24 protein-coding genes are annotated in these 21,451 nt (G+C 53.8%); 17 read left to right on the top strand and 7 right to left on the bottom strand.

Annotation, left to right across the window (positions count from 1 at the left end; genetic code table 11):
* Nucleotides 1-6: 6 nt before the first annotated feature.
* Nucleotides 7-777: a 2-dehydro-3-deoxyglucarate aldolase gene (garL, locus tag J1G48_RS02935; protein ID WP_001057715.1), complete on the bottom strand. Its 771-nt coding sequence runs from the start codon at nt 775-777 to the stop codon at nt 7-9.
* Nucleotides 778-1,306: 529 nt separating this feature from the next.
* Here garL and garD point away from each other — a divergent pair.
* The 8 genes from garD (at nt 1,307) to J1G48_RS02895 (ending at nt 9,523) form a co-directional block, all read left to right on the top strand.
* Nucleotides 1,307-2,878 carry a galactarate dehydratase gene (garD, locus tag J1G48_RS02930; protein ID WP_001273723.1) on the top strand — a complete coding sequence of 524 codons (1,572 nt, stop codon included), beginning with the start codon at nt 1,307-1,309 and terminating at the stop codon, nt 2,876-2,878.
* A 257-nt stretch (nt 2,879-3,135) separates the two neighbouring features.
* On the top strand, nt 3,136-3,990 hold the full coding sequence (locus tag J1G48_RS02925) for a tagatose bisphosphate family class II aldolase (RefSeq protein ID WP_000469979.1): 855 nt from the start codon (nt 3,136-3,138) through the stop codon (nt 3,988-3,990).
* Nucleotides 3,991-4,109: 119 nt separating this feature from the next.
* Nucleotides 4,110-5,381 (top strand): tagatose-bisphosphate aldolase subunit GatZ, encoded by a 1,272-nt coding sequence (gatZ, locus tag J1G48_RS02920; RefSeq protein WP_000658738.1) that lies wholly within the window; start codon nt 4,110-4,112, stop codon nt 5,379-5,381.
* A 14-nt stretch (nt 5,382-5,395) separates the two neighbouring features.
* Nucleotides 5,396-5,860: a PTS galactitol transporter subunit IIA gene (gene gatA, locus J1G48_RS02915; protein WP_000080447.1), complete on the top strand. Its 465-nt coding sequence runs from the start codon at nt 5,396-5,398 to the stop codon at nt 5,858-5,860.
* A 30-nt stretch (nt 5,861-5,890) separates the two neighbouring features.
* Nucleotides 5,891-6,175 carry a PTS galactitol transporter subunit IIB gene (gatB, locus tag J1G48_RS02910; protein ID WP_000824293.1) on the top strand — a complete coding sequence of 95 codons (285 nt, stop codon included), beginning with the start codon at nt 5,891-5,893 and terminating at the stop codon, nt 6,173-6,175.
* 3 nt (nt 6,176-6,178) lie between these two features.
* Complete coding sequence (locus J1G48_RS02905) at nt 6,179-7,552, top strand: PTS galactitol transporter subunit IIC (RefSeq protein WP_000490601.1); 1,374 nt, start codon at nt 6,179-6,181, stop codon at nt 7,550-7,552.
* A 43-nt stretch (nt 7,553-7,595) separates the two neighbouring features.
* Nucleotides 7,596-8,639, top strand: a complete 1,044-nt coding sequence (gene gatD, locus J1G48_RS02900; protein ID WP_000844185.1) for a galactitol-1-phosphate 5-dehydrogenase — start codon at nt 7,596-7,598, stop codon at nt 8,637-8,639.
* A gap of 110 nt (nt 8,640-8,749) precedes the next feature.
* Nucleotides 8,750-9,523 (top strand): DeoR/GlpR family DNA-binding transcription regulator, encoded by a 774-nt coding sequence (locus tag J1G48_RS02895; RefSeq protein ID WP_001083896.1) that lies wholly within the window; start codon nt 8,750-8,752, stop codon nt 9,521-9,523.
* Nucleotides 9,524-9,680: 157 nt separating this feature from the next.
* On the opposite strand, the gene rsmI is transcribed toward J1G48_RS02895, so the two are convergent.
* Complete coding sequence (gene rsmI, locus J1G48_RS02890) at nt 9,681-10,544, bottom strand: 16S rRNA (cytidine(1402)-2'-O)-methyltransferase (protein ID WP_000812295.1); 864 nt, start codon at nt 10,542-10,544, stop codon at nt 9,681-9,683.
* 63 nt (nt 10,545-10,607) lie between these two features.
* Between rsmI and J1G48_RS02885 the strand changes: the two genes are divergently transcribed.
* From J1G48_RS02885 to dolP, 4 genes are read left to right on the top strand one after another with little or no spacing between them, the layout of a single operon-like run.
* Entirely contained in the window at nt 10,608-12,650 is a 2,043-nt protein-coding gene (locus J1G48_RS02885) for a penicillin-binding protein activator (RefSeq protein ID WP_000249224.1), read from the top strand.
* Complete coding sequence (locus J1G48_RS02880) at nt 12,608-13,003, top strand: YraN family protein (protein WP_000057285.1); 396 nt, start codon at nt 12,608-12,610, stop codon at nt 13,001-13,003. The genes J1G48_RS02885 and J1G48_RS02880 overlap by 43 nt, the downstream gene beginning before the upstream one ends.
* Before the next feature lie 21 nt (nt 13,004-13,024).
* Nucleotides 13,025-13,615 carry a DnaA initiator-associating protein DiaA gene (gene diaA / locus J1G48_RS02875; RefSeq protein ID WP_000893481.1) on the top strand — a complete coding sequence of 197 codons (591 nt, stop codon included), beginning with the start codon at nt 13,025-13,027 and terminating at the stop codon, nt 13,613-13,615.
* A 9-nt stretch (nt 13,616-13,624) separates the two neighbouring features.
* The gene (gene dolP, locus J1G48_RS02870) at nt 13,625-14,200 is read left to right on the top strand and encodes a division/outer membrane stress-associated lipid-binding lipoprotein (protein WP_000643280.1); all 576 of its coding nucleotides are present in this window, start codon (nt 13,625-13,627) and stop codon (nt 14,198-14,200) included.
* 66 nt (nt 14,201-14,266) lie between these two features.
* Here dolP and J1G48_RS02865 read toward each other — a convergent pair whose 3' ends face one another.
* Complete coding sequence (locus J1G48_RS02865; protein WP_001530791.1) at nt 14,267-14,902, bottom strand: NAD(P)H-binding protein; 636 nt, start codon at nt 14,900-14,902, stop codon at nt 14,267-14,269.
* 130 nt (nt 14,903-15,032) lie between these two features.
* Here J1G48_RS02865 and yhbO point away from each other — a divergent pair, with 130 nt between their 5' ends.
* Nucleotides 15,033-15,551, top strand: coding sequence for a protein/nucleic acid deglycase (gene yhbO, locus J1G48_RS02860; RefSeq protein WP_000037599.1), 519 nt, complete (start codon nt 15,033-15,035; stop codon nt 15,549-15,551).
* Here the strand turns inward: yhbO and J1G48_RS02855 are convergent.
* Nucleotides 15,531-15,974: a YhbP family protein gene (locus tag J1G48_RS02855; protein WP_000380404.1), complete on the bottom strand. Its 444-nt coding sequence runs from the start codon at nt 15,972-15,974 to the stop codon at nt 15,531-15,533. The genes yhbO and J1G48_RS02855 overlap by 21 nt on opposite strands.
* 37 nt (nt 15,975-16,011) lie before the next feature.
* On the opposite strand from J1G48_RS02855, the gene J1G48_RS02850 reads away from it, so the two are divergent.
* Nucleotides 16,012-16,329, top strand: a complete 318-nt coding sequence (locus tag J1G48_RS02850) for a GIY-YIG nuclease family protein (RefSeq protein ID WP_000928383.1) — start codon at nt 16,012-16,014, stop codon at nt 16,327-16,329.
* Here J1G48_RS02850 and J1G48_RS02845 read toward each other — a convergent pair.
* Nucleotides 16,316-16,819, bottom strand: a complete 504-nt coding sequence (locus J1G48_RS02845) for an N-acetyltransferase (protein WP_000908562.1) — start codon at nt 16,817-16,819, stop codon at nt 16,316-16,318. The two genes, J1G48_RS02850 and J1G48_RS02845, sit on opposite strands and share 14 nt — an antisense overlap.
* Nucleotides 16,813-17,337 (bottom strand): SCP2 domain-containing protein, encoded by a 525-nt coding sequence (locus J1G48_RS02840; RefSeq protein ID WP_000884721.1) that lies wholly within the window; start codon nt 17,335-17,337, stop codon nt 16,813-16,815. Before J1G48_RS02840 ends, J1G48_RS02845 begins: the two co-directional genes overlap by 7 nt.
* Before the next feature lie 216 nt (nt 17,338-17,553).
* Here J1G48_RS02840 and J1G48_RS02835 point away from each other — a divergent pair, with 216 nt between their 5' ends.
* The 3 genes from J1G48_RS02835 to J1G48_RS02825 all read left to right on the top strand — a co-directional run bounded on the left by J1G48_RS02835 (nt 17,554) and on the right by J1G48_RS02825 (nt 20,621).
* Nucleotides 17,554-18,549 carry a peptidase U32 family protein gene (locus J1G48_RS02835; protein ID WP_000421309.1) on the top strand — a complete coding sequence of 332 codons (996 nt, stop codon included), beginning with the start codon at nt 17,554-17,556 and terminating at the stop codon, nt 18,547-18,549.
* Nucleotides 18,540-19,436 (top strand): U32 family peptidase, encoded by an 897-nt coding sequence (locus J1G48_RS02830; RefSeq protein WP_016700141.1) that lies wholly within the window; start codon nt 18,540-18,542, stop codon nt 19,434-19,436. Before J1G48_RS02835 ends, J1G48_RS02830 begins: the two co-directional genes overlap by 10 nt.
* A 177-nt stretch (nt 19,437-19,613) precedes the next feature.
* Nucleotides 19,614-20,621 (top strand): LLM class flavin-dependent oxidoreductase, encoded by a 1,008-nt coding sequence (locus J1G48_RS02825; RefSeq protein WP_000130424.1) that lies wholly within the window; start codon nt 19,614-19,616, stop codon nt 20,619-20,621.
* Here the strand turns inward: J1G48_RS02825 and J1G48_RS02820 are convergent.
* A complete protein-coding gene (locus J1G48_RS02820; protein WP_000532744.1) occupies nt 20,599-21,318 on the bottom strand; it encodes a murein L,D-transpeptidase family protein in 720 nt (239 codons plus the stop codon). The genes J1G48_RS02825 and J1G48_RS02820 overlap by 23 nt on opposite strands.
* Nucleotides 21,319-21,451: the final 133 nt, after the last annotated feature.

Raw genomic sequence — 21,451 nt, 5'->3', positions numbered from 1 at the left:
CCAGGATTATTTTTTAAAGGTGTCGGCAAGCTTCTGCGTGCTGGCGCGGAATGCGCCTAAATCGCTGCCAACGGCGACAAAGGTCGCACCCCATTCCAGATAACGGCGGGCATCCGCCTCTACCGGCGCCAGAATGCCGCACGGTTTACCGTGCGCTTTAGCGCGGGCGAAAATATGTTGAATCGTCTGCTGCACGTCAGGGTGAGAAGCATTGCCGAGATGACCCAGCGCGGCGGCCAAATCGCTTGGGCCGACAAAAATGCCATCAACGCCTTCCGTTGCGGCGATGGCATCAACATTGTCGACACCCAACTGGCTTTCGATTTGAACAATAATGGTGATGTTTTTGTTCGACTGCGCAAAGTAATCAGGCACCGTACCGAACATATTCGCGCGGTGAGAAACGGAGACGCCGCGAATGCCTTCCGGCGGGTAACGCGTCGAGGCGACGGCGCGAGCCGCTTCCTCTTGCGTTTCAACAAAGGGGATCAGGAAATTATAAAACCCAATATCCAGCATCCGTTTGATAATGACCGGTTCATTGGTTGGCACACGTACCACAGGCGCGCTGGCGCTGCCTTTCAATGCCATTAACTGCGGAATTAAGGTGGTCACATCGTTCGGCGCATGTTCGCCATCCAGCACCAGCCAGTCAAATCCCGCCAGACCGAGAACTTCGGTGGTGATTGGGCTTGCCAGTGCAGACCAGCAGCCAATCTGTACCTGTTGCGCCGCCAGCGCCGCTTTAAACTTATTCGGGAAAATAGCGTTATTCATCGCTTATACCTTCGCTTATTTCTTTAATTCTCTACATGTGATGCCGCCACCATAACTTATAGCAACGACAATAAAATGCTTATCTGAAATCAGAATGGGTCTCCGCATTCTATTTCTAATGTGGTACACATCCTGTAGCACAATATACCGTTCTGATATCTTTATCGTCTTTTATTATTATCATGGTATTTTCAAATAACTCGTCAGATACACTGAATTCGCCATTCAGTATAAACAGCCTATGGCGGATAATCATTGTGCAAACGCTCATTAAAAAGGGATTATTTAACGCTTATTTTTGAGCATACGCCCATGATACTGGGCGCTAATGCACACATTTACGCTTTACCCGGCCTACATAAAAAATTTCATAATTTGCGGTGATCTGGATCACATTCTTATATTTATACTCCTGTCATTCTTATTTCATTATGCATGAACTTTATTTCTTATATTGAGATTTAACGATTTAACCATAACCAAAATAGATAATCCTATTTCTATCATCCAGGCTGGAGAATGTTGAACAATGGCCAATATCGAAATTCGCCAGGAATCGCCATCGGCGTTTTATATAAAAGTACATGAAACCGATAATGTCGCAATTATTGTTAATGACCACGGTCTTAAAGCCGGAACACGTTTTCCGGATGGCCTGGAACTGACTGAACATATTCCGCAAGGCCATAAAGTTGCTCTGACGGATATCCCCGCTCACGGCGAAATCATCCGTTATGGCGAAGTCATCGGTTATGCGGTACGCGACATCCCGCGCGGAAGCTGGATCGACGAGTCGCTGGTTGAACTGCCAAAAGCGCCGCCGCTGAATACGCTACCGCTGGCGACCAAAGTACCGGAACCGCTGCCGCCGCTGGAAGGCTATACGTTTGAGGGCTATCGTAACGCCGATGGCAGCGTCGGCACCAAAAATCTGCTTGGCATTACCACCAGCGTGCACTGTGTGGCGGGCGTGGTCGATTATGTGGTGAAAGTGATTGAGCGCGATCTCCTGCCCAAATACCCGAATGTCGATGGCGTTGTAGGGCTAAACCATCTGTACGGCTGCGGCGTGGCAATCAACGCGCCGGCGGCGGTCGTGCCGATTCGCACGATTCATAATATCGCGCTCAACCCCAATTTTGGCGGCGAAGTGATGGTGATTGGCCTCGGTTGCGAAAAACTGCAGCCGGAACGGCTGCTGGAAGGCACCGAGGATGTTCCCGCCATCGCCGTTGAAAGCGCCAGTATTGTGCGTTTACAGGACGAGCAGCATGTCGGCTTTAAATCAATGGTCGACGATATTTTGCGGGTCGCCGAACGCCATCTGACGAAACTGAACCAGCGCCAGCGCGAAACCTGCCCGGCCTCCGAGCTGGTCGTCGGGATGCAGTGTGGCGGCAGCGATGCGTTTTCTGGCGTCACGGCAAACCCGGCGGTGGGTTATGCTTCCGATCTGCTGGTACGCTGCGGCGCGACCGTCATGTTCTCGGAGGTCACCGAAGTGCGCGATGCCATTCATCTTCTGACGCCGCGCGCCATCAACGAAGCCGTGGGTAAACGCCTGCTGGATGAAATGGCCTGGTACGATAACTATCTTGATATGGGGAAAACCGATCGCAGCGCTAACCCGTCCCCTGGCAACAAAAAAGGCGGCCTGGCGAACGTCGTGGAAAAAGCGTTGGGCTCTATCGCTAAATCGGGTAAGAGCGCCATTGTCGAAGTATTATCGCCGGGCCAGCGCCCCACCAAACGCGGCCTGATTTACGCCGCGACGCCCGCCAGCGATTTCGTCTGCGGCACGCAGCAGGTCGCTTCCGGCATTACCGTACAGGTCTTTACCACCGGACGCGGCACGCCGTACGGGCTGATGGCGGTGCCGGTCATTAAAATGGCGACGCGTACCGAGCTGGCGAACCGCTGGTATGACTTAATGGATATCAATGCAGGCACCATCGCCACGGGTGAAGAGACAATCGAAGATGTGGGCTGGAAGCTATTTCACTTTATTCTCGATGTCGCCAGCGGCCGGAAAAAGACTTTCTCAGATCAATGGGGATTGCATAACCAGCTGGCAGTGTTTAACCCCGCACCTGTGACCTGATCCAGTCAGTACCCTTCTCCGACCAGGGTATAACCGCATAATCTGTAGACCGGGTAAGCGCCAGCGCTACCCGGTATTTTTTCGCCCTTAGTCTGTAGCCTGAAGTATGTCTGCCCGACATGCTTTTTTTACTCCTGACTTTCGATAACTTCCATTTTATTTCGAAACTTTCATTTATCAGATCAAAATCACAAAAAAACATTCCGAAAGCCTATAAATTCTTTCAAAGAAAACAAACGAAAGATTTCGGAGGAAGGATGTTTATCATTTCAGGCAGAACAATGCTAAAGAAGGCGCAGCAGGAAGGCTATGCTGTGCCGGCGTTTAACATCCACAACCTGGAGACATTGCAAGTGGTGGTGGAAACCGCCGCAGAATTGCGCTCTCCGCTGATTGTCGCCGGTACGCCAGGCACCTTTAGCTACGCAGGCGTCGGTAATATCGTGGCCATCGCCGCAGAACTGGCGAAAAGCTGGAACCATCCTCTCGCGGTACATCTCGATCATCATGAAAAACTGGCCGACATCAAAATGAAAGTCGCCGCCGGGGTACGCTCGGTCATGATCGACGGGTCGCATTTCCCCTTTGCCGACAATATTGCGCTGGTGAAAAGTGTGGTTGATTACTGTCATCGCTACGATGTCAGCGTTGAAGCTGAACTTGGGCGTCTCGGCGGGCAGGAAGACGATCTTATCGTTGACGGTAAAGATGCGCTTTATACCCATCCGGAACAGGCCCGGGAATTTGTAGAAAAAACGGGTATCGACTCGTTAGCCATTGCTATCGGCACCGCTCACGGCCTCTACACCGCTGAACCAAAACTTGATTTTGAACGACTGACGGAAATTCGTCAGCGGGTTGATGTCCCCTTAGTCCTTCACGGCGCCTCTGGCCTGCCGACCCGCGATATTACCCGCGCTATTTCGCTGGGCATCTGCAAAGTTAACGTCGCGACCGAGCTTAAAATCGCCTTTTCCGGAGCGCTTAAAAACTATTTAACGCAACACGCAGAGGCCAGCGATCCCCGCCATTACATGATCCCGGCGAAAGCGGCCATGAAAGAGGTTGTACGTAAAGTGATTGCCGACTGCGGTTGTGAAGGGAAGCTCTAAAGCCCCCGGATTTAGCACGGCAAAGGGCGTTTTCATAGCTGGATCACGAAAGCCATTATTATCCTTTGCCTTCAAACCAAAAATATTATGAAGATAAACAAAAGATATCGGAGCCAGAAGTGAAAGAAATAATTTCTCGTCACAAAGCAGGGGAACAGATAGGGATCTGTTCCGTATGTTCAGCACACCCGCTGGTGATTGAATCCGCATTACGTTTTGACCTGAATAGCGGGAACAAAGTTCTGATCGAGGCGACCTCTAACCAGGTTAATCAGTTTGGCGGTTATACCGGCATGAAACCGGCTGACTTTCGTGATTTTGTCTATGGCATCGCCCAGGAAGTGGGTTTTCCACGCGAACGGCTTATTTTAGGCGGCGATCACCTGGGACCTAACTGCTGGCAAAACGAACCTGCGGATACGGCGATGGAAAAATCCGTCGAACTCATTAAGGCTTACGTCGCTGCCGGGTTTAGCAAAATCCATCTTGATGCCTCTATGTCCTGCGCTGACGACCCGACGCCGCTGGACCCAATGGTTGTCGCTAAACGCGCCGCCTTGCTTTGCCAGGCAGCGGAAACGACGGCGACCGACGAACAAAAACGCCATTTAACCTATGTTATCGGCACTGAAGTTCCGGTTCCGGGCGGGGAAGCCAGCGCCATTAACGCCGTGCATGTTACCCGCGAACAGGATGCGGCCCGCACGCTGCAAACGCATCAGGCTGCTTTTCGCGCCCTGGGGCTGGATGAGGCATTGAACCGGGTTATCGCGATTGTCGTACAGCCGGGCGTTGAATTTGATCATACCCAGATTATTCATTATCAGCCGCAGGCGGCACAGGCGCTCTCCGCATGGATAAAAGAAACGCCGATGGTCTATGAAGCGCATTCGACTGATTATCAGACGCGACAGGCCTACCGTGCGCTGGTACGCGATCATTACGCCATTCTGAAGGTCGGCCCGGCGCTCACTTTCGCGCTGCGCGAAGCCATTTTCGCACTTGCGCAAATGGAAAACGAGCTGATCTCCCCGGAACAACGTAGTCGGGTACTGGAGGTCATTGATGAAGTTATGCTAAACGAACCGGGCTACTGGAAAAAATACTACCGTCCAACCTGGAGCCAGGCGATGGTCGACATCCACTTTAGTTTGTCTGACCGTATTCGCTATTACTGGCCGCACCCGCGTATTCGTCAAAGCGTAGAGAAGTTAATCGCCAATCTGAACAACGTCACATTGCCGCTGGGATTAATTAGCCAGTTTATGCCCGTACAGTTTGAACGCCTGTCTGAGGGCGTGCTCACCCCTACGCCGCATAACCTGATTATTGACAAAATTCAGGATGTTCTGCGCGCTTATCGCTTCGGTTGCACGCCGGATGTCGCCTGAATAATGGAGAATTTATGAGCCAACTATTTGTCCGAACCGGAATCACATTCGACTCGAGCCAACAGGCGCTGGTGCACATTGGCAAAGAGATGCTGGCGAAAGGCGTGGTACATGATAGTTATCCGCAGGCGCTGGTGGAACGTGAAGCGTCTTTTCCTACCGGCATTGCGCTGGAGCGTCACGCCGTCGCTATCCCTCATTGCGAGGCGGTTCATGCGAAATCACCCGCTATCTATCTGATTCGTCCAGATAAGCCGGTCATGTTTCAACAGGCGGATGATGACGAAGAGATTGCCGTTTCGTTAATCATCGCCTTAATCGTTGAAAACCCGGCGGCACAGCTAAAACTTCTGCGCCGCCTGTTTAGTGAGCTACAGAACCCGAGCACCCTCGATGCCCTGTTAAGCGCGCCGGATGCCGAACTGGCGATACGCTTTCAGGAAACCATCCTTGAGCCTGAGCAGTGCGTCCAGGTTTGATAATAAATTGATAATAATGAGGAATACCCTATGAAACGTAAAGTAATTGTGGCCTGTGGCGGTGCGGTTGCAACCTCAACGATGGCTGCGGAAGAAATTAAAGAGCTATGTGATGCCAACCATATTGAGCTCGACTTAGTGCAATGCCGGGTCACCGAAATCGAAACCTATATGGACGGCGCCGATCTTATCTGTACCACTGCCAGGGTCGATCGCGCCTTTGGCGATATTCCCGTCGTTCACGGTATGCCTTTTGTTTCCGGCGTGGGTATTGAAGCATTACAGCAAAAAATTCTGTCCATTCTCATGGGGTAACGTATGTTTAGCGAAATAATGCGTTATATCCTCGACTTAGGCCCAACGGTGATGTTGCCTCTGGTGATCATCGTGTTCTCTAAACTGCTGGGAATGAAGCTTGGGGATTGTTTTAAATCGGGTTTGCATATTGGTATCGGCTTCGTGGGTATTGGTCTGGTCATCGGCCTGATGCTGGATTCTATCGGCCCCGCGGCGAAAGCCATGGCGGAACATTTCCAAATCAATCTCCACGTTATTGACGTCGGCTGGCCAGGTTCATCGCCCATGACCTGGGCGTCACAAATCGCGCTGGTCGCGATCCCTGTCGCCATCGGGGTTAACGTCCTGATGCTGGTGACCCGCATGACCCGCGTGGTGAATGTTGATATCTGGAATATCTGGCACATGACCTTCACGGGCGCCATGCTGCATCTGGCGACCGGTTCATACTGGCTGGGGATTCTGGGCGTTGTGGTTCATGCCGCCTTTGTCTACAAACTGGGGGACTGGTTTGCCAAAGATACCCGCGACTATTTTGGCCTCGAGGGGATTGCTATCCCACACGGTTCATCCGCGTACCTGGGCCCCGTGGCGGTACTCGTTGATACCATTATCGAGAAAATTCCTGGTCTCAATCGTATTCACTTTAGCGCAGACGATGTCCAGAAACGCTTCGGACCGTTTGGCGAGCCGGTGACTGTCGGCTTCGTGATGGGGCTGGTGATTGGTGTACTGGCAGGCTACGACGCCAAAGCCGTTCTGCAACTGGCGGTCAAAACCGCAGCGGTGATGCTGCTTATGCCACGCGTCATTAAACCTATTATGGATGGCCTAACGCCTATCGCGAAACATGCGCGTAAACGTCTACAGGCTAAATTTGGCGGGCAGGAGTTCCTGATAGGCCTTGATCCAGCGCTACTGCTCGGTCATACCTCTGTTGTCTCCGCGAGCCTGATATTCATTCCGCTGACCATCCTGATTGCCGTCTTAGTACCGGGGAACCAGGTGCTGCCGTTCGGCGACCTCGCCACCATCGGTTTCTTTATTGCGATGGCGGTCGCGGTACACCAGGGCAACCTGTTCCGCACGCTGATTTCAGGTGTCATTATTATGGGTATCACCCTGTGGATAGCCACCCAGACGATTGGCCTGCATACCCAACTGGCTGCCAATGCCGGAGCGCTAAAAGCTGGCGGACAAGTCGCCTCGCTGGATCAGGGCGGTTCTCCCATCACCTGGCTGCTGATTCAACTTTTTACCTGGCAGAATATCGTCGGCTTCGCCGTCATTGCCATTATCTATCTGGCCGGCGTACTGCTGACCTGGCGTCGCGCCCGACAGTTTGTCGCGGCTGAGAAAGCCACGGCGCTACAGCAAAGTCAAATCGCCTCTTAATTTTAGGGGAGCAATCGCTCCCCTCACCTTCCTGGAGAATGTTATGAAATCAGTGGTTATTCACGCTGAGGGAGACGTGCGCGTTGAAGAACGTCCCTTACCACAACTGCAAGCCGAGGACGATGTGTTGGTCAAAGTCGTTAGCTCAGGGCTTTGCGGGTCGGATATCCCGCGTATTTTCGCGCAGGGCGCCCATTATTATCCTATTACGTTAGGCCATGAATTCAGCGGCTACGTTGAATCCTACGGCACAGGCGTAACGGATATGCAGCCTGGCGATGCCGTCGCTTGTGTCCCGCTTCTTCCCTGCTTTCGCTGTCCGCAATGCGAACGCGGTTACTTTTCTTTATGCAAACAGTATCAGTTTGTAGGATCGCGCAGCGAAGGCGGTAATGCGGAATATGTGGTGGTCAAACGGGCCAATCTTTTCCGCTTGCCGTCTGATATGCCGATTGAAGATGGCGCGTTTATCGAACCAATTACCGTGGGCTTACACGCCTTTCATCTGGCGCAGGGCTGCGAGGGGAAAAACGTAATTATCGTTGGTGCCGGGACAATTGGCCTGCTGGCCTTACAGTGCGCGCGGGAACTGGGCGCGCGAAGCGTAACGGCGATTGATATCAATCCGCAGAAACTGGAACTTGCGAAAGCGCTCGGCGCAACGCATACCTGTAATAGCCGGGAAATGACCGCCGACGACATCCAGACCGCGTTGTCCGACATTCAGTTTGATCAACTGGTTCTCGAAACGGCAGGAACTCCCCAGACCGTCTCGCTGGCTATCGATATCGCCGGGCCGCGCGCGCAACTGGCGCTGGTGGGGACGTTACATCACGATCTCACCCTGACAACGCGTACATTCGGGCTAATTTTGCGTAAAGAGCTCACGCTCCTCGGCAGTTGGATGAACTACTCCGCGCCATGGCCAGGAGAAGAATGGGAAACCGCAGCGCGCCTGTTGGCTGAAAAACGTCTTCAACTGACCCCTCTCATTGCCCATCGCGGCGATGCGGAAAGCTTTGCAGAAGCAGTCAAAGCGCTTAATGGCGCGCCCATGCAGGGCAAAATCCTACTTCAACTTTCCTGATGGTACGAGCCAGCAACCTGCGCTGGCTCACATTTCCTTTCGAAATTTAGCGTTCACCTTTCGCAATCCTTCGTTTAAACTAGTTACAGTTAATTATCAGGCAAATCAATATGAACTCATTTGAGCGAAGAAATAAAATTGTCGACCTGATTAATACGCAAGGCAGCGTGCTGGTGATGGACCTTTCAAATACATTTGGTATTTCTGAAGTGACTATCCGTGCTGACCTGCGTCTGCTGGAAGAGAAAGGCCTTGTCACCCGTTTTCATGGCGGCGCGGCAAAACCGGGAAGTCATCTGGCGGAAGGCGACAATCAGGAAGTCATTCTGGAAGATCGGTATCAACTCGCCAGCGATCCGAAAAAGCGGATTGCCCAGGCGGCTGCGGCAATGGTTGAAGAAGGAATGACCATCATTCTGGATAGCGGGAGCACAACATTACTGATTGCGGAAGCGCTCGCGCGAAAAAGCAATATTACGGTGATCACTAACAGCTTGCCTGCCGCTTTTACGCTATCAGAAAATAAAGATCTCACGCTGGTGGTCTGCGGCGGTACGGTACGGCATAAAACCCACTCAATGCACGGCACGATTGCGGAACGATCGCTACACGGCATCAGCGCCGATTTAATGTTTGTCGGGGCGGATGGCATTGATGCGACAAACGGTATTACCACGTTTAACGAAGGTTATTCCATTAGCGGCGTCATGGCGGCGGCGGCACACAAAGTTATCGCGGTACTGGACGCGACCAAATTTAACCGTCGCGGCTTTAACCAGGTATTGCCGATGGACAAGATCGACTGTGTGATAACCGATGACACCATCAGCAAACAGGATAAAGCGGCATTAGCGAAAACAGGCGTGGAATTAATGATCGTCTAAAAAGGAGTCGGTTATGCGTTGCTGATCGCGAGAGTAAGCCCGAAGGAAAGGTCCGGCCCGCTATCACCGCCCAATGCCCCCATCAATTTACCCACATCAATCACCTGATTGAGTATTAACGCGATGGCGATAAAAGGCGGTTCCCGGGCGCTCGCTTTTATTCTTCCTGCTGCTCCAGCGCATACTTATACAGCGCATTTTTCTTCACGCCGTGAATTTCTGCTGCCAGCGCCGCCGCTTTTTTCAGCGGCAGTTCTGCCTGTAGCAGCGCCAGCGTGCGCAGCGCGTCGGCGGGCAGGTCGTCTTCTTGCGCTTTATGGCCTTCGACAATCAGCACCATTTCGCCTTTGCGACGGTTTTCATCTTCTTTGACCCACGCCAGCAGCTCGCCAACGGGCGCGCCGTGAATGGTTTCCCAGGTTTTGGTCAGCTCACGCGCCAGCACCACATAACGGGATTCTCCCAATACCGCGACGATATCTTCCAGGCTATCTAACAGGCGGTGGGTTGACTCATAAAAAATCAGCGTTCGCGGTTCCGTTTCAATGGCTTTTAGCGCATCACGGCGGCCTTTTGATTTGGCAGGCAGGAAGCCTTCATAACAAAAACGATCTGATGGTAAACCCGCGGCGCTTAATGCAGTGATAGCAGCACACGGCCCTGGTAGCGGCACCACGCGAATCCCCGCTTCACGGCAAGTACGCACCAGATGGTAGCCCGGATCGTTAATCAGCGGCGTACCGGCGTCGGAAACCAGCGCAATGTTCTGCCCTTCTTTTAGCTTCGCGACCAGCGTTTCCGCTTTTTGTTGTTCGTTATGGTCGTGCAGCGCGAACAATCGGGCATTAATCCCAAAATGTTGCAGCAATAAACCGGTGTGACGAGTATCCTCGGCGGCAATCAGATCTACAGCCTGTAACACCTCCAACGCACGCTGGGTAATATCCGCCAGATTACCGATAGGAGTAGGTACAATAAAGAGTTGGCCCTGAGAATTATCCGCCGATTCGTTTTGTTTCATTGTGTCGTCCGTATTGCCGATTTAATATTGAGCATTGCGTAAAAAAATATCACTGGATACAGTATGGTACCCTCAACATTTTCTCGTTTGAACGCCGCGCGCGCGCTGCCTGTCGTCCTGGCTGCGCTACTTTTCGCCGGGTGCGGCACCCAGGCGCCAGATCAAAGCGCAGCCTATATGCAGGGTTCAGCGCAAGCTGACTCCGCCTTTTACCTGCATCAGATGCAGCAAAGCGCAGATGATAGCAAGACCAACTGGCAATTACTCGCCATTCATGCACTGCTGAAAGAAGGAAAAAGCCAGCAGGCCGTCGACCTGTTCAACCAACTCCCGCAAAATCTGAACGATGCCCAGCGTCGCGAACAGTCTTTATTAGCGGTAGAAATCAAACTGGCGCAAAAAGATGTCGCAGGCGCGCAGGCCTTGCTGGATAAACTAAAACCTGCCGACTTTGCGCCAAATCAGCAAGCGCGTTACTGGCAGGCGCAGATCGTTGCCAGCCAGGGACGCCCGTCGCTTACCCTGTTGCGGGCGTTAATCGCCCAGGAACCGCTACTGGCGGCGAAAGATAAACAAAAAAATATCGACGCCACCTGGCAGGCGCTCTCCGCCATGACGCCGGATCAGGCCAAGACGTTAGTTATCAACGCCGATGAAAACGTGCTTCAGGGCTGGCTGGATCTGCAACGCGTCTGGTTTGACAACCGCAACGATCCGGACATGCTGAAAGCCGGGATCGCCGACTGGCAAAAACGCTACCCGCAAAATCCGGGGGCGAAAATGCTGCCGACGCAGCTCGTCAATGTGCAACGTTTCAAACCGGCTTCCACCAGCAAAATCGCTCTGCTGCTGCCGCTGAACGGTCAGGCTGCCGTGTTTGGCCGTACCATCCAGCAAGGTTTCGAAGCCGCGAAAAACCTCGGCACCCAGGCGGTGGAGATGCAGCCTGCCGCCGCTCCTGACGCGCCGGTCGAACCTGGCGTGGAGGAGACGCAACCACAAATGACCAACGGCGTCGCCAGTCCGTCGCAGGCCTCGGTGAGCGATCTGACTGATGACGCTCCAGCCCAGTCCGCTACGCCAGTCAGCGCGCCACAAACTCCCCCTGCTACAGCAAGCGCGCCGGCGGATCCCTCCGCTGAATTAAAAATCTACGATACCTCTTCCCAGCCGTTGGATCAGGTGCTCGCTCAGGTTCAGCAAGACGGCGCCAGTATCGTGGTCGGGCCGCTGTTGAAAAACAATGTGGAAGCGCTGATGAAAAGCAACACGCCGCTCAACGTGCTGGCGCTCAACCAGCCGGAAACGGTACGTAGCTTCCCTAATATCTGCTATTTCGCGCTCTCTCCAGAAGATGAAGCCCGTGACGCGGCGCATCATATTTATGACCAGGGCAAGCAGTCGCCGCTGCTGTTGATTCCACGCAGCGCGCTTGGCGATCGCGTGGCGAACGCCTTCACCCAGGAGTGGCAAAAACTGGGCGGCGGCATCGTGTTACAGCAAAAATTCGGCTCCGTAGCCGAGCTGAAAATGGGCGTGAACGGCGGCGCGGGTATCGCGTTGACGGGCAGTCCGGTCGCCGCCAGCGTGCCTGCGCAGCCTGGCGTCACCATTGGCGGTCTGACCATCCCTGCGCCGCCGACCGACGCGCAAATCACCGGCGGCGGACGCGTAGACGCGGTCTATATTCTGGCTACGCCGGAAGAGATTGGCTTTATCAAACCGATGATCGCCATGCGTAACGGCACCCAGAGCGGCGCGACGCTGTATGCCAGCTCTCGCAGCGCGCAAGGCACCTCCGGCCCCGACTTCCGTCTGGAAATGGAGGGTTTACAATACAGTGAAATTCCTATGCTGGCAGGCGGCAATATGCCGTTGATGCAGCAGGCGCTGAGCGCTGTACATAACGACTATTCTCTGGCGCGGATGTACGCCATGGGCGTGGATGCCTGGACGCTGGCGAACCACTTTTCGCAGATGCGTCAGGTGCAGGGATTTGAGATCAATGGTAATACCGGCGCATTAACCGCCAGCCCGGATTGTGTGATTAACAGGAAGTTATCATGGCTCAAATACCAGCAAGGGGAGATTGTTCCCGCCAGCTAACGCGTAAACAGGCTGGCGACGCGTGGGAAGCTGCCGCGCGTCGCTGGCTGGAAAGCAAAGGACTGCGGTTTATCGCCGCCAACGTGCGCGAGCGCGGCGGCGAAATCGATCTGATCATGCGCGACGGAAAAACGACGGTTTTTGTTGAGGTCCGCTATCGGCGCTCCGGGCTTTATGGCGGCGCGGCGGCTAGTGTGACCCGCAGCAAGCAACACAAATTATTACATACTGCCCGCTTGTGGCTCGCCCGCCAGAATGGGAGTTTTGATACTGTGGATTGTCGGTTCGATGTGTTAGCCTTCACCGGAAATGAGATTGAGTGGTTTCGGGATGCGTTTAACGACCACTCATAATTGAAGATTTTAAGGATTAGCGTGCTCGAAAGAATCAAAGTTTGCTTTACAGAAAGCATTCAAACTCAAATTGCTGCGGCGGAAGCGCTTCCGGATGCCATTTCCCGCGCCGCCATGACGCTGGTTCATTCCCTGCTTAACGGCAACAAAATCCTCTGTTGTGGAAACGGGACGTCCGCGGCCAACGCACAGCATTTTGCTGCCAGCATGATTAACCGCTTTGAAACGGAGCGACCCAGTTTACCCGCCATTGCACTAAATACCGATAATGTGGTCTTAACTGCGATCGCTAACGATCGCCTGCACGATGAAGTTTATGCAAAACAAGTCCGGGCGCTGGGACATGCAGGCGATGTTTTATTGGCGATCTCTACGCGTGGTAATAGTCGCGATATCGTAAAAGCCGTTGAAGCAGCCGTCACACGTGACATGACCATTGTGGCGCTAACCGGGTATGACGGGGGTGAGCTGGCCGGACTATTAGGGCCGCAGGATGTCGAAATTCGTATCCCTTCACACCACAGCGCGCGCATTCAGGAAATGCATATGCTGACGGTAAACTGCCTGTGCGATTTGATCGATAACACGCTTTTTCCTCACCAGGATGATTAAGGAGTACACATGAAGGCATTTTCGCCGCTCGCAGTCCTTATTTCTGCGTTGCTATTGCAAGGTTGCGTCGCCGCCGCGGTAGTGGGTACGGCAGCCGTCGGCACCAAAGCCGCAACCGACCCGCGTAGCGTGGGCACCCAGGTGGATGACGGAACGCTGGAACTGCGTGTCAGCAGCGCGCTGTCGAAAGATGAGCAAATCAAAAAAGAGACGCGCATCAATGTCACGGCTTATCAGGGCAAAGTTTTGTTAGTGGGCCAGTCGCCAAACAGCGAACTCTCCGCACGCGCTAAACAGATAGCGATGGGCGTTGAAGGCACCACCGAGGTCTATAACGAGATTCGCCAGGGTCAGCCTATCGGCCTGGGGACCGCCTCTAACGATACCTGGATCACCACGAAAGTTCGCTCACAGCTACTGACCAGCGATCAGGTAAAATCGTCAAACGTGAAAGTCACCACCGAAAATGGCGAAGTGTTCCTGCTGGGCCTGGTGACTGAACGTGAAGGTAAAGCGGCAGCGGACATCGCCAGCCGGGTGAGCGGCGTGAAACGCGTGACCACCGCCTTTACGTATATTAAGTAACCGGTGTGCCGGGTGGCGATAAGAATGTGTAAACCGCGTCGCCATCCGGTAAATCATCCGGCTTCGCTATTCCGCTTTTTCCCGCAGTTGCGATGAGGTCAGAATCGTCACGCCTTCTTGTGCTGGCGCCAGCGCTTCCGCCAGCATGGCCCGCGCCACATCCCGCGCATCAATCGATTTCCAGTTTCCTGGCAACAGCCGGAATAGCGGAGCGAAAAGCGTTTCATTCACCCGCCGCGTTGTTCTGTCGCCGAGCAGCATAGAAGGCCGGGCAATCGTCAAACGAGGCCAATTTTGCGCGATTAACGCCTCCTCCATTTCTCCTTTCACCCGATTGTAGAAAAACGGAGAGTGCGCGTTTGCTCCCATTGCGCTGACCACCAACATGTGCTGCGCGCCCAGTCGACGCCCGGTCAGCGCGGTATCAACCACCAGCGTATAATCCGCATGAATAAACGCCGCTTTACTTCCCGCTTCACGCCGGGTCGTGCCCAGGCAGCAAAAAACAATATCCACCGGGTCGGTCACCTGAGCTAACGCGTCGGTAAGCTGCGGATCGTGAGGGTTATAAACGCCGACAATATCCGTCAGCGGGCGACGCGTCGGCGCGGCGATAGCGCTCACCTGCGGCGTGTTGATTAACATTCTCAGCAGATGTCCGCCGACCAGTCCGGTCGCGCCGGTAATCAGTACCTGACTCATCCTCGCTCCTTTACAGATTTGTCCACCTTGCACTCTCGGCCCTATCGACCAGGCTTAATAGTCTACGAGGTAAGTATCCATCATTGTGGAAAATTTGCCTTACCCGACGCCACCACTGCGGAGGAAACGCATGAGTAAGAAAATTGCCGTTTTGATTACCGATGAATTTGAAGATTCAGAATTTACCTCGCCGGCAGCAGAATTCCGTCAGGCCGGCCATGAGGTCATCACCATCGAAAAAGAGGCGGGTAAAACGGTGAAAGGAAAAAAAGGCGAGGCCAGCGTCACCATTGATAAGGCTATTGATGACGTTCGTCCCGACGAGTTCGACGCCTTGCTATTGCCGGGAGGTCATTCGCCGGACTACCTGCGCGGCGACAGCCGTTTCGTGGATTTTACCCGCGATTTCGTTAACAGCGGTAAACCGGTTTTTGCCATTTGCCACGGCCCACAGTTGTTGATCAGCGCCGATGTCATTCGTGGCCGCAAACTCACGGCGGTGAAACCGATTATTATCGATGTGAAGAATGCGGGCGCGGAATTTTACGATCAGGAAGTCGTCGTCGATAAAGATCAGCTGGTGACCAGCCGCACGCCTGACGACCTGCCGGCATTTAACCGCGAGGCGCTACGCCTGCTGGGCGCGTGAGTCGCGTAACCAGTGCAGTTTTTTACCAAACCCCAGCGTGTTGTCGGTGAATTTAATTTCATCCAGCCGGATTTCCCATACCGGCGCTGGCAGCACCCTGGCGACCGGGAAGCGACGAAGGTAAGCTTTACGCGCGGCGTCGCTCTCCTGCCCCTCCAGACGGCGAATTTCCCCTTTAAACTGTACGCCGCGAATGCGCGCCACCGTTTTCGGCTGACCATTGACCGTTCCCGCAACTGGCGCGCACGCGCCAGACATTTGCGCATGGCGGGTTTTATCATCCGTTAACAGATACAGCGCGACGTTTTGCGCATCAAACAAATAAAACGCATTGGCGCACCACAGCTCTCCCTCATGGTGTACGCACCAGGTCACCACGTGTTGTTTCGCCAGCCAACGGCCAATAGCGGTAAGTGTGTCCATCTTTATTCTCGCTTATACTGGGAACCTGAAAATTATCATGCTGATGGCGACAATGACACCCTGGTATCTGTATCTGATTCGTACTGCAGACAATGCGCTTTACACCGGAATAACCACCGATGTGGCGCGTCGTTACAGGCAGCATCAAACGGGAAAAGGCGCAAAAGCATTACGGGGAAAAGGCGAGTTAACGCTGGCGTTTGCGGCGCAGGTCGGCAATCGCTCGCTGGCCCTGCGCATAGAGTATCGCATCAAACAGCTCACAAAGCGCCAGAAGGAGCGCCTTGTGACGGAACGCGAAGCGTTTGAGGCGCTGCTGTCCAGCCTGCAAACGCCGGTGCTTAAAAACGATTGAAGTGGTCGTGATACTCCACCAGCCCCGTCACGCCCTCCAGCGCATCCTCAGCCAAACGGTGTACCTGGAAAGCGCTTTCCGTACCGGGCCAACGGCAGTGAAGATCGTAATGTGCGGCCAGTTCAAAACCGAAGCGGCTATATAACGCCGGATCGCCCAGCGTCACGACCGCCGCGTAGCCGAACTCGTTGAGCGAATCCAGCCCTTCATACACTAACTGGCGCGCCAGCCCTTGCCCGCGATACTTTTCATCGACCGCCAGCGGCGCCATGCCGACCCACTGTAAATCTTCGCCCTGCACATCAACCGGGCTAAAGGCGACATAGCCCACCACCTGACCTTCATCATCCGTGGCCACCAGTCCGAGCGTCAGAAAACCATCTTCACGCAAATCGTGAACCAGCTTCGCTTCCGCATCGCTTTCGAATGAACGGCGTAACAGCGCATCAATACCAGGCGCATCAATGGGAATTTCTACTCGAATTAGCATGGTTCACCTACCGAGGTCTGTTTGGTTTCCGGCGAGTTTTTCATTCCCGCCTCAACAAAATCCGCCAGTTGCAGCAGCATAACGCGTAACGCTTTCGGCATCTGCTCCAGTTCGATGGCGTCCATCAGATTCTTCACATACAACCCTAACTCAGTATCGCCTTCAATGACCAGTCGACGCTGGAAAAAGAGCGTATCCGGATCCTGTTTACGGGCGGCGATCATTAGCAGATCGCTGGCGTCGGCGCTAAAACTGACGTCAGCATCCGCCTGCTGGCTAACGATCAGCTTTTCATTTTCAACCGTGGTATACCATTTTAAGTCGATGTCACGAACATGAATGCTTAACCAACGACCTTCGAGGAATTCCAGCTCTCCATCGGCCAGCGCCTGACGAAACTGCCAGCTCAGAACCTGTTCCAGAACCTGGCGCTTTAGCGCAAAGGGCGTCAGTTTAACCGGTACACTCATCAGAGACGGGCCAGCATGGACTAAGCGTGAACGCAGTTTATCTAACACGAGCTTTACTCCCTGTTTCAATAGTCCTGTTATTTTGCCATATCCAATAAATCACATGGCGGCGTAAATCAACAATTGGGTCTGATTTTCTACCCCATTATTGGTGTTACCAATACGCCTTTAACTGCCTTAAATCAAAAATTGTCGCAGCAAGGTTAACTAAAATCCCTGTTCGTTAACAATTTTGCGTCTCAGACGTAACCCTCAGGATAAATTATGGAGCTGCTCTGCCCTGCCGGAAATCTCCCGGCGCTGAAGGCGGCCATCGAAAACGGCGCTGACGCCGTTTATATCGGGTTAAAAGACGATACCAATGCCCGTCATTTTGCCGGCCTTAACTTTACCGAAAAAAAATTGCAGGAAGCGGTGAGTTTTGTTCACCAGCATCGCCGCAAATTACACATCGCCATTAATACTTTTGCGCATCCGGACGGCTATGCCCGCTGGCAGCGCGCCGTGGATATGGCGGCGCAGCTTGGCGCCGACGCGTTGATTCTCGCCGACCTCGCTATGCTGGAATATGCCGCAGAGCGTTACCCGCATATTGAGCGCCATGTTTCCGTTCAGGCCTCGGCAACCAACGAAGAGGCGATTCGCTTTTATCACCGCAACTTTGATGTCCACCGTGTAGTACTGCCGCGTGTACTGTCGATTCACCAGGTAAAACAACTGGCCCGCGTCACGCCGGTGCCGCTGGAGGTATTCGCGTTTGGCAGCCTGTGCATTATGGCGGAAGGTCGCTGCTATCTTTCTTCCTACCTGACGGGGGAGTCGCCCAATACCGTCGGCGCCTGCTCTCCCGCCCGCTTTGTCCGTTGGCAGCAAACGCCGCAGGGGCTGGAATCGCGCCTGAATGATGTCCTGATTGACCGTTACCAGGATGGCGAAAACGCAGGCTACCCAACGCTGTGTAAAGGCCGCTATTTAGTGGACGGCGAGCGCTATCACGCGCTGGAGGAGCCAACCAGCCTGAACACGCTGGAACTGCTGCCGGAGCTCATGGCGGCGAACATCGCTTCGGTGAAGATCGAAGGCCGCCAGCGCAGCCCGGCCTACGTCAGCCAGGTGGCGAAAGTGTGGCGCCAGGCGATCGATCGCTGCAAAGCCGCCCCGCAAAACTTCGTTCCACAGCGCGACTGGATGGAGACGCTCGGCGCGATGTCCGAAGGCACCCAAACCACGCTTGGCGCATATCACCGTAAATGGCAGTGAGAGGAGCTATGAAATATTCCTTAGGACCGGTGCTTTATTACTGGCCGAAAGAGACGCTGGAAGATTTTTATCAGCAGGCCGCAAAAAGCAGCGCTGATGTCATTTATCTGGGCGAAGCGGTGTGCAGCAAGCGTCGCGCGACCAAAGTCGGCGACTGGCTGGAAATGGCGAAATCCCTCGCCGCCAGCGGTAAGCAGGTGGTGCTCTCCACCCTGGCGCTGGTACAGGCGTCATCTGAATTAAGCGAGCTGAAACGCTATGTGGACAACGGCGATTTTCTGCTGGAAGCCAGCGATCTTGGCGTGGTGAATCTGTGCGCCGAGCGCAAACTGCCGTTTGTCGCCGGCCATGCGCTGAACTGCTACAACGCGGTCACGCTGCGCCGGTTGCTGAAAGAAGGCATGGTACGCTGGTGTATGCCGGTGGAGCTGTCCCGCGACTGGCTGGTGAATTTGCTTAATCAGTGCGATGAACTGGGCATCCGCAATCAGTTTGAAGTGGAAGTGTTGAGCTACGGGCATCTGCCGCTGGCCTACTCCGCTCGCTGCTTTACCGCCCGTTCGGAAGACCGCCCGAAAGATGAGTGCGAAACCTGCTGTATCAAGTATCCAAACGGTCGTGACGTGCTCTCGCAAGAGAATCAGCAGGTGTTTGTGCTTAACGGTATTCAGACCATGAGCGGCTATGTCTATAACCTTGGCAACGAACTGACGTCGATGCAGGGATTGGTCGATATCGTGCGGCTGTCGCCGTTGGGTACGGAGACATTTGCCATGCTTGATGCCTTTCGCGCTAACGAAAACGGCGGCGCGCCATTAGCGCTTGCCGCGCATAGCGACTGCAACGGCTACTGGAGGCGGCTGGCCGGGCTGGAGCTACAGGCCTAGCCGGATGGCGGCATAAAGACCTTATCTGGCCTACAAATAGCGATCCCGTAGGCCCGATAAGTGCAGCGCCATCGGGCATTGTTTTTGCCGTCAGTCTCATAAAGCTCACTTTGTTAACAACATTCGCTAATCTTTAATGCAGTATTAAAAGATTAACCGGTAACAAAGTGAGCCGTTATGACTGACAAAACTATTCCGTTCTCGGTGCTGGATCTGGCGCCGATCCCTGAAGGATCTTCGGCAAAAGAAGCCTTCACGCACTCGCTTGATCTCGCACGGCTGGCTGAAAAGCGCGGTTATCACCGCTACTGGCTGGCGGAACATCACAACATGACCGGTATCGCCAGCGCGGCGACCTCGGTATTGATTGGTTATCTGGCGGCCAATACCACAACATTACATCTTGGCTCCGGCGGCGTGATGCTGCCTAACCATTCACCGCTGGTGATTGCCGAGCAGTTCGGCACGCTGAATACGCTCTACCCGGGACGTATCGACTTAGGGTTGGGACGCGCGCCGGGTAGCGATCAGCCGACGATGCGCGCGCTGCGTCGCCATATGAGCGGCGATATCGATAACTTTCCACGCGATGTCGCAGAGCTGGTGGACTGGTTCGACGCTCGCGCCCCTAATCCGCATGTGCGCCCGGTGCCCGGCTACGGCGAGCAGATCCCGGTCTGGCTGTTGGGCTCCAGCCTGTATAGCGCACAGTTGGCGGCCCAGCTTGGCCTGCCGTTCGCCTTTGCTTCGCATTTCGCGCCGGATATGTTGTTCCAGGCGCTGCATCTGTACCGTACCCAGTTCAAACCTTCAGCGCGGCTGGAAAAACCGTACGCGATGGTGTGTATCAATATTATCGCCGCCGACAGCAACCGCGACGCCGAATTCCTGTTTACCTCCATGCAGCAGGCTTTCGTGAAGCTACGCCGTGGGGAAACCGGCCAACTGCCGCCGCCGATTGAGAATATGGAGACCTTCTGGTCGCCATCCGAGCAGTATGGCGTGCAGCAGGCGCTGAGTATGTCGCTGGTCGGTGATAAAGCGAAAGTCCGCCACGGGCTGGAATCCATCCTGCGGGAGACCCAGGCGGATGAAATTATGGTAAACGGGCAGATTTTCGACCACCAGGCACGCCTGCATTCGTTTGATTTAGCGATGGATGTTAAGGAAGAGTTGTTGGGCTGATTTTATAACGCCGATTTTCAACGGTGATGGTTGGCAATCGGCGATTTTTTTCGAAGTAATCATAGCCGGGCTTCAACATACGCCAGAAATTATATTCCGGCCATGCTTGCGCCTGGCGCATATTTTCGTCATTCATCGTAAATGGGAAGATATGGACAGGCACGCGCTTCTGCCCGCTGTTTAGCGCCTGCGCCACCAGTTGATAAATCTCTTCAATACCGGCATCGGTCATGGCATAGCAACCGGCCGAAACGCAGTTCCCGTGAACCATAATGAAATCACCGGTGTAGCCATTTGCCCGATCGTAAGCATTCGGGTAGCCAATATTAAATGCCAGATGATAGCGGCTGTTTGGGTTAAGCAACCCTTTGTTGGTGGCATAAAAGCCTTCCGGGCTTTTACCGTCTCCCTGTTTATGTTTTGGCCCTAAGCCACCAGACCATGCGCATATAGTCCAGGTTTTGTAGAGTTTGTAAGGCTTGTTATTGGCGCTTGCCCACAGTTCCAGCTTATCTTCCGCTTTCAGAATGCGGATAAATAACTGGTCGCCGGGGTGAATGATTTTTAAAGACGATGCGACAGGTTTTTCCACTGGCAGGTAAACGTCTTCATCGTACGGAGTGAGCCAGAAAAATTTTAAAATAAAAGCGATAAACAGGCTCAATAATACAATAGCGAGTAGTCCTTTACGCCCCATTTTCGTATTCCGCTTATTCTGAACCAGTTCAAGTATATATTTTCCTATGATATGAAATAGAGGAAAGGTCCAGTTCTGTACTTTTATAAAATAGTAATCGTTTTATCATGGCCGAACAGGGATATGAATAAAT

The organism is Salmonella sp. SAL-020 (assembly GCF_017372215.1).
Lineage (GTDB): Bacteria > Pseudomonadota > Gammaproteobacteria > Enterobacterales > Enterobacteriaceae > Salmonella > Salmonella enterica.
Note: the sequence above shows the minus strand (reverse complement) of the source record. Positions and strands in the feature narration are given on the sequence as shown.

What these genes read in the sequence shown, in the direction of transcription:
- J1G48_RS02880 (WP_000057285.1), top strand. Translation starts at nt 12,608, where the DNA reads ATGGCTCAAATACCAGCAAGGGGAGATTGTTCCCGCCAGCTAACGCGT.
- yhbO (WP_000037599.1), top strand. Translation starts at nt 15,033, where the DNA reads ATGAGTAAGAAAATTGCCGTTTTGATTACCGATGAATTTGAAGATTCA.
- rsmI (WP_000812295.1), bottom strand. Translation starts at nt 10,544, where the DNA reads ATGAAACAAAACGAATCGGCGGATAATTCTCAGGGCCAACTCTTTATT.
- J1G48_RS02865 (WP_001530791.1), bottom strand. Translation starts at nt 14,902, where the DNA reads ATGAGTCAGGTACTGATTACCGGCGCGACCGGACTGGTCGGCGGACAT.
- J1G48_RS02895 (WP_001083896.1), top strand. Translation starts at nt 8,750, where the DNA reads ATGAACTCATTTGAGCGAAGAAATAAAATTGTCGACCTGATTAATACG.
- J1G48_RS02855 (WP_000380404.1), bottom strand. Translation starts at nt 15,974, where the DNA reads ATGGACACACTTACCGCTATTGGCCGTTGGCTGGCGAAACAACACGTG.
- gatA (WP_000080447.1), top strand. Translation starts at nt 5,396, where the DNA reads ATGAGCCAACTATTTGTCCGAACCGGAATCACATTCGACTCGAGCCAA.
- gatD (WP_000844185.1), top strand. Translation starts at nt 7,596, where the DNA reads ATGAAATCAGTGGTTATTCACGCTGAGGGAGACGTGCGCGTTGAAGAA.
- J1G48_RS02885 (WP_000249224.1), top strand. Translation starts at nt 10,608, where the DNA reads ATGGTACCCTCAACATTTTCTCGTTTGAACGCCGCGCGCGCGCTGCCT.
- dolP (WP_000643280.1), top strand. Translation starts at nt 13,625, where the DNA reads ATGAAGGCATTTTCGCCGCTCGCAGTCCTTATTTCTGCGTTGCTATTG.
- J1G48_RS02925 (WP_000469979.1), top strand. Translation starts at nt 3,136, where the DNA reads ATGTTTATCATTTCAGGCAGAACAATGCTAAAGAAGGCGCAGCAGGAA.
- J1G48_RS02845 (WP_000908562.1), bottom strand. Translation starts at nt 16,819, where the DNA reads ATGCTAATTCGAGTAGAAATTCCCATTGATGCGCCTGGTATTGATGCG.
- J1G48_RS02850 (WP_000928383.1), top strand. Translation starts at nt 16,012, where the DNA reads ATGCTGATGGCGACAATGACACCCTGGTATCTGTATCTGATTCGTACT.
- J1G48_RS02820 (WP_000532744.1), bottom strand. Translation starts at nt 21,318, where the DNA reads ATGGGGCGTAAAGGACTACTCGCTATTGTATTATTGAGCCTGTTTATC.
- J1G48_RS02835 (WP_000421309.1), top strand. Translation starts at nt 17,554, where the DNA reads ATGGAGCTGCTCTGCCCTGCCGGAAATCTCCCGGCGCTGAAGGCGGCC.
- gatB (WP_000824293.1), top strand. Translation starts at nt 5,891, where the DNA reads ATGAAACGTAAAGTAATTGTGGCCTGTGGCGGTGCGGTTGCAACCTCA.
- J1G48_RS02830 (WP_016700141.1), top strand. Translation starts at nt 18,540, where the DNA reads ATGGCAGTGAGAGGAGCTATGAAATATTCCTTAGGACCGGTGCTTTAT.
- garD (WP_001273723.1), top strand. Translation starts at nt 1,307, where the DNA reads ATGGCCAATATCGAAATTCGCCAGGAATCGCCATCGGCGTTTTATATA.
- J1G48_RS02825 (WP_000130424.1), top strand. Translation starts at nt 19,614, where the DNA reads ATGACTGACAAAACTATTCCGTTCTCGGTGCTGGATCTGGCGCCGATC.
- J1G48_RS02905 (WP_000490601.1), top strand. Translation starts at nt 6,179, where the DNA reads ATGTTTAGCGAAATAATGCGTTATATCCTCGACTTAGGCCCAACGGTG.
- garL (WP_001057715.1), bottom strand. Translation starts at nt 777, where the DNA reads ATGAATAACGCTATTTTCCCGAATAAGTTTAAAGCGGCGCTGGCGGCG.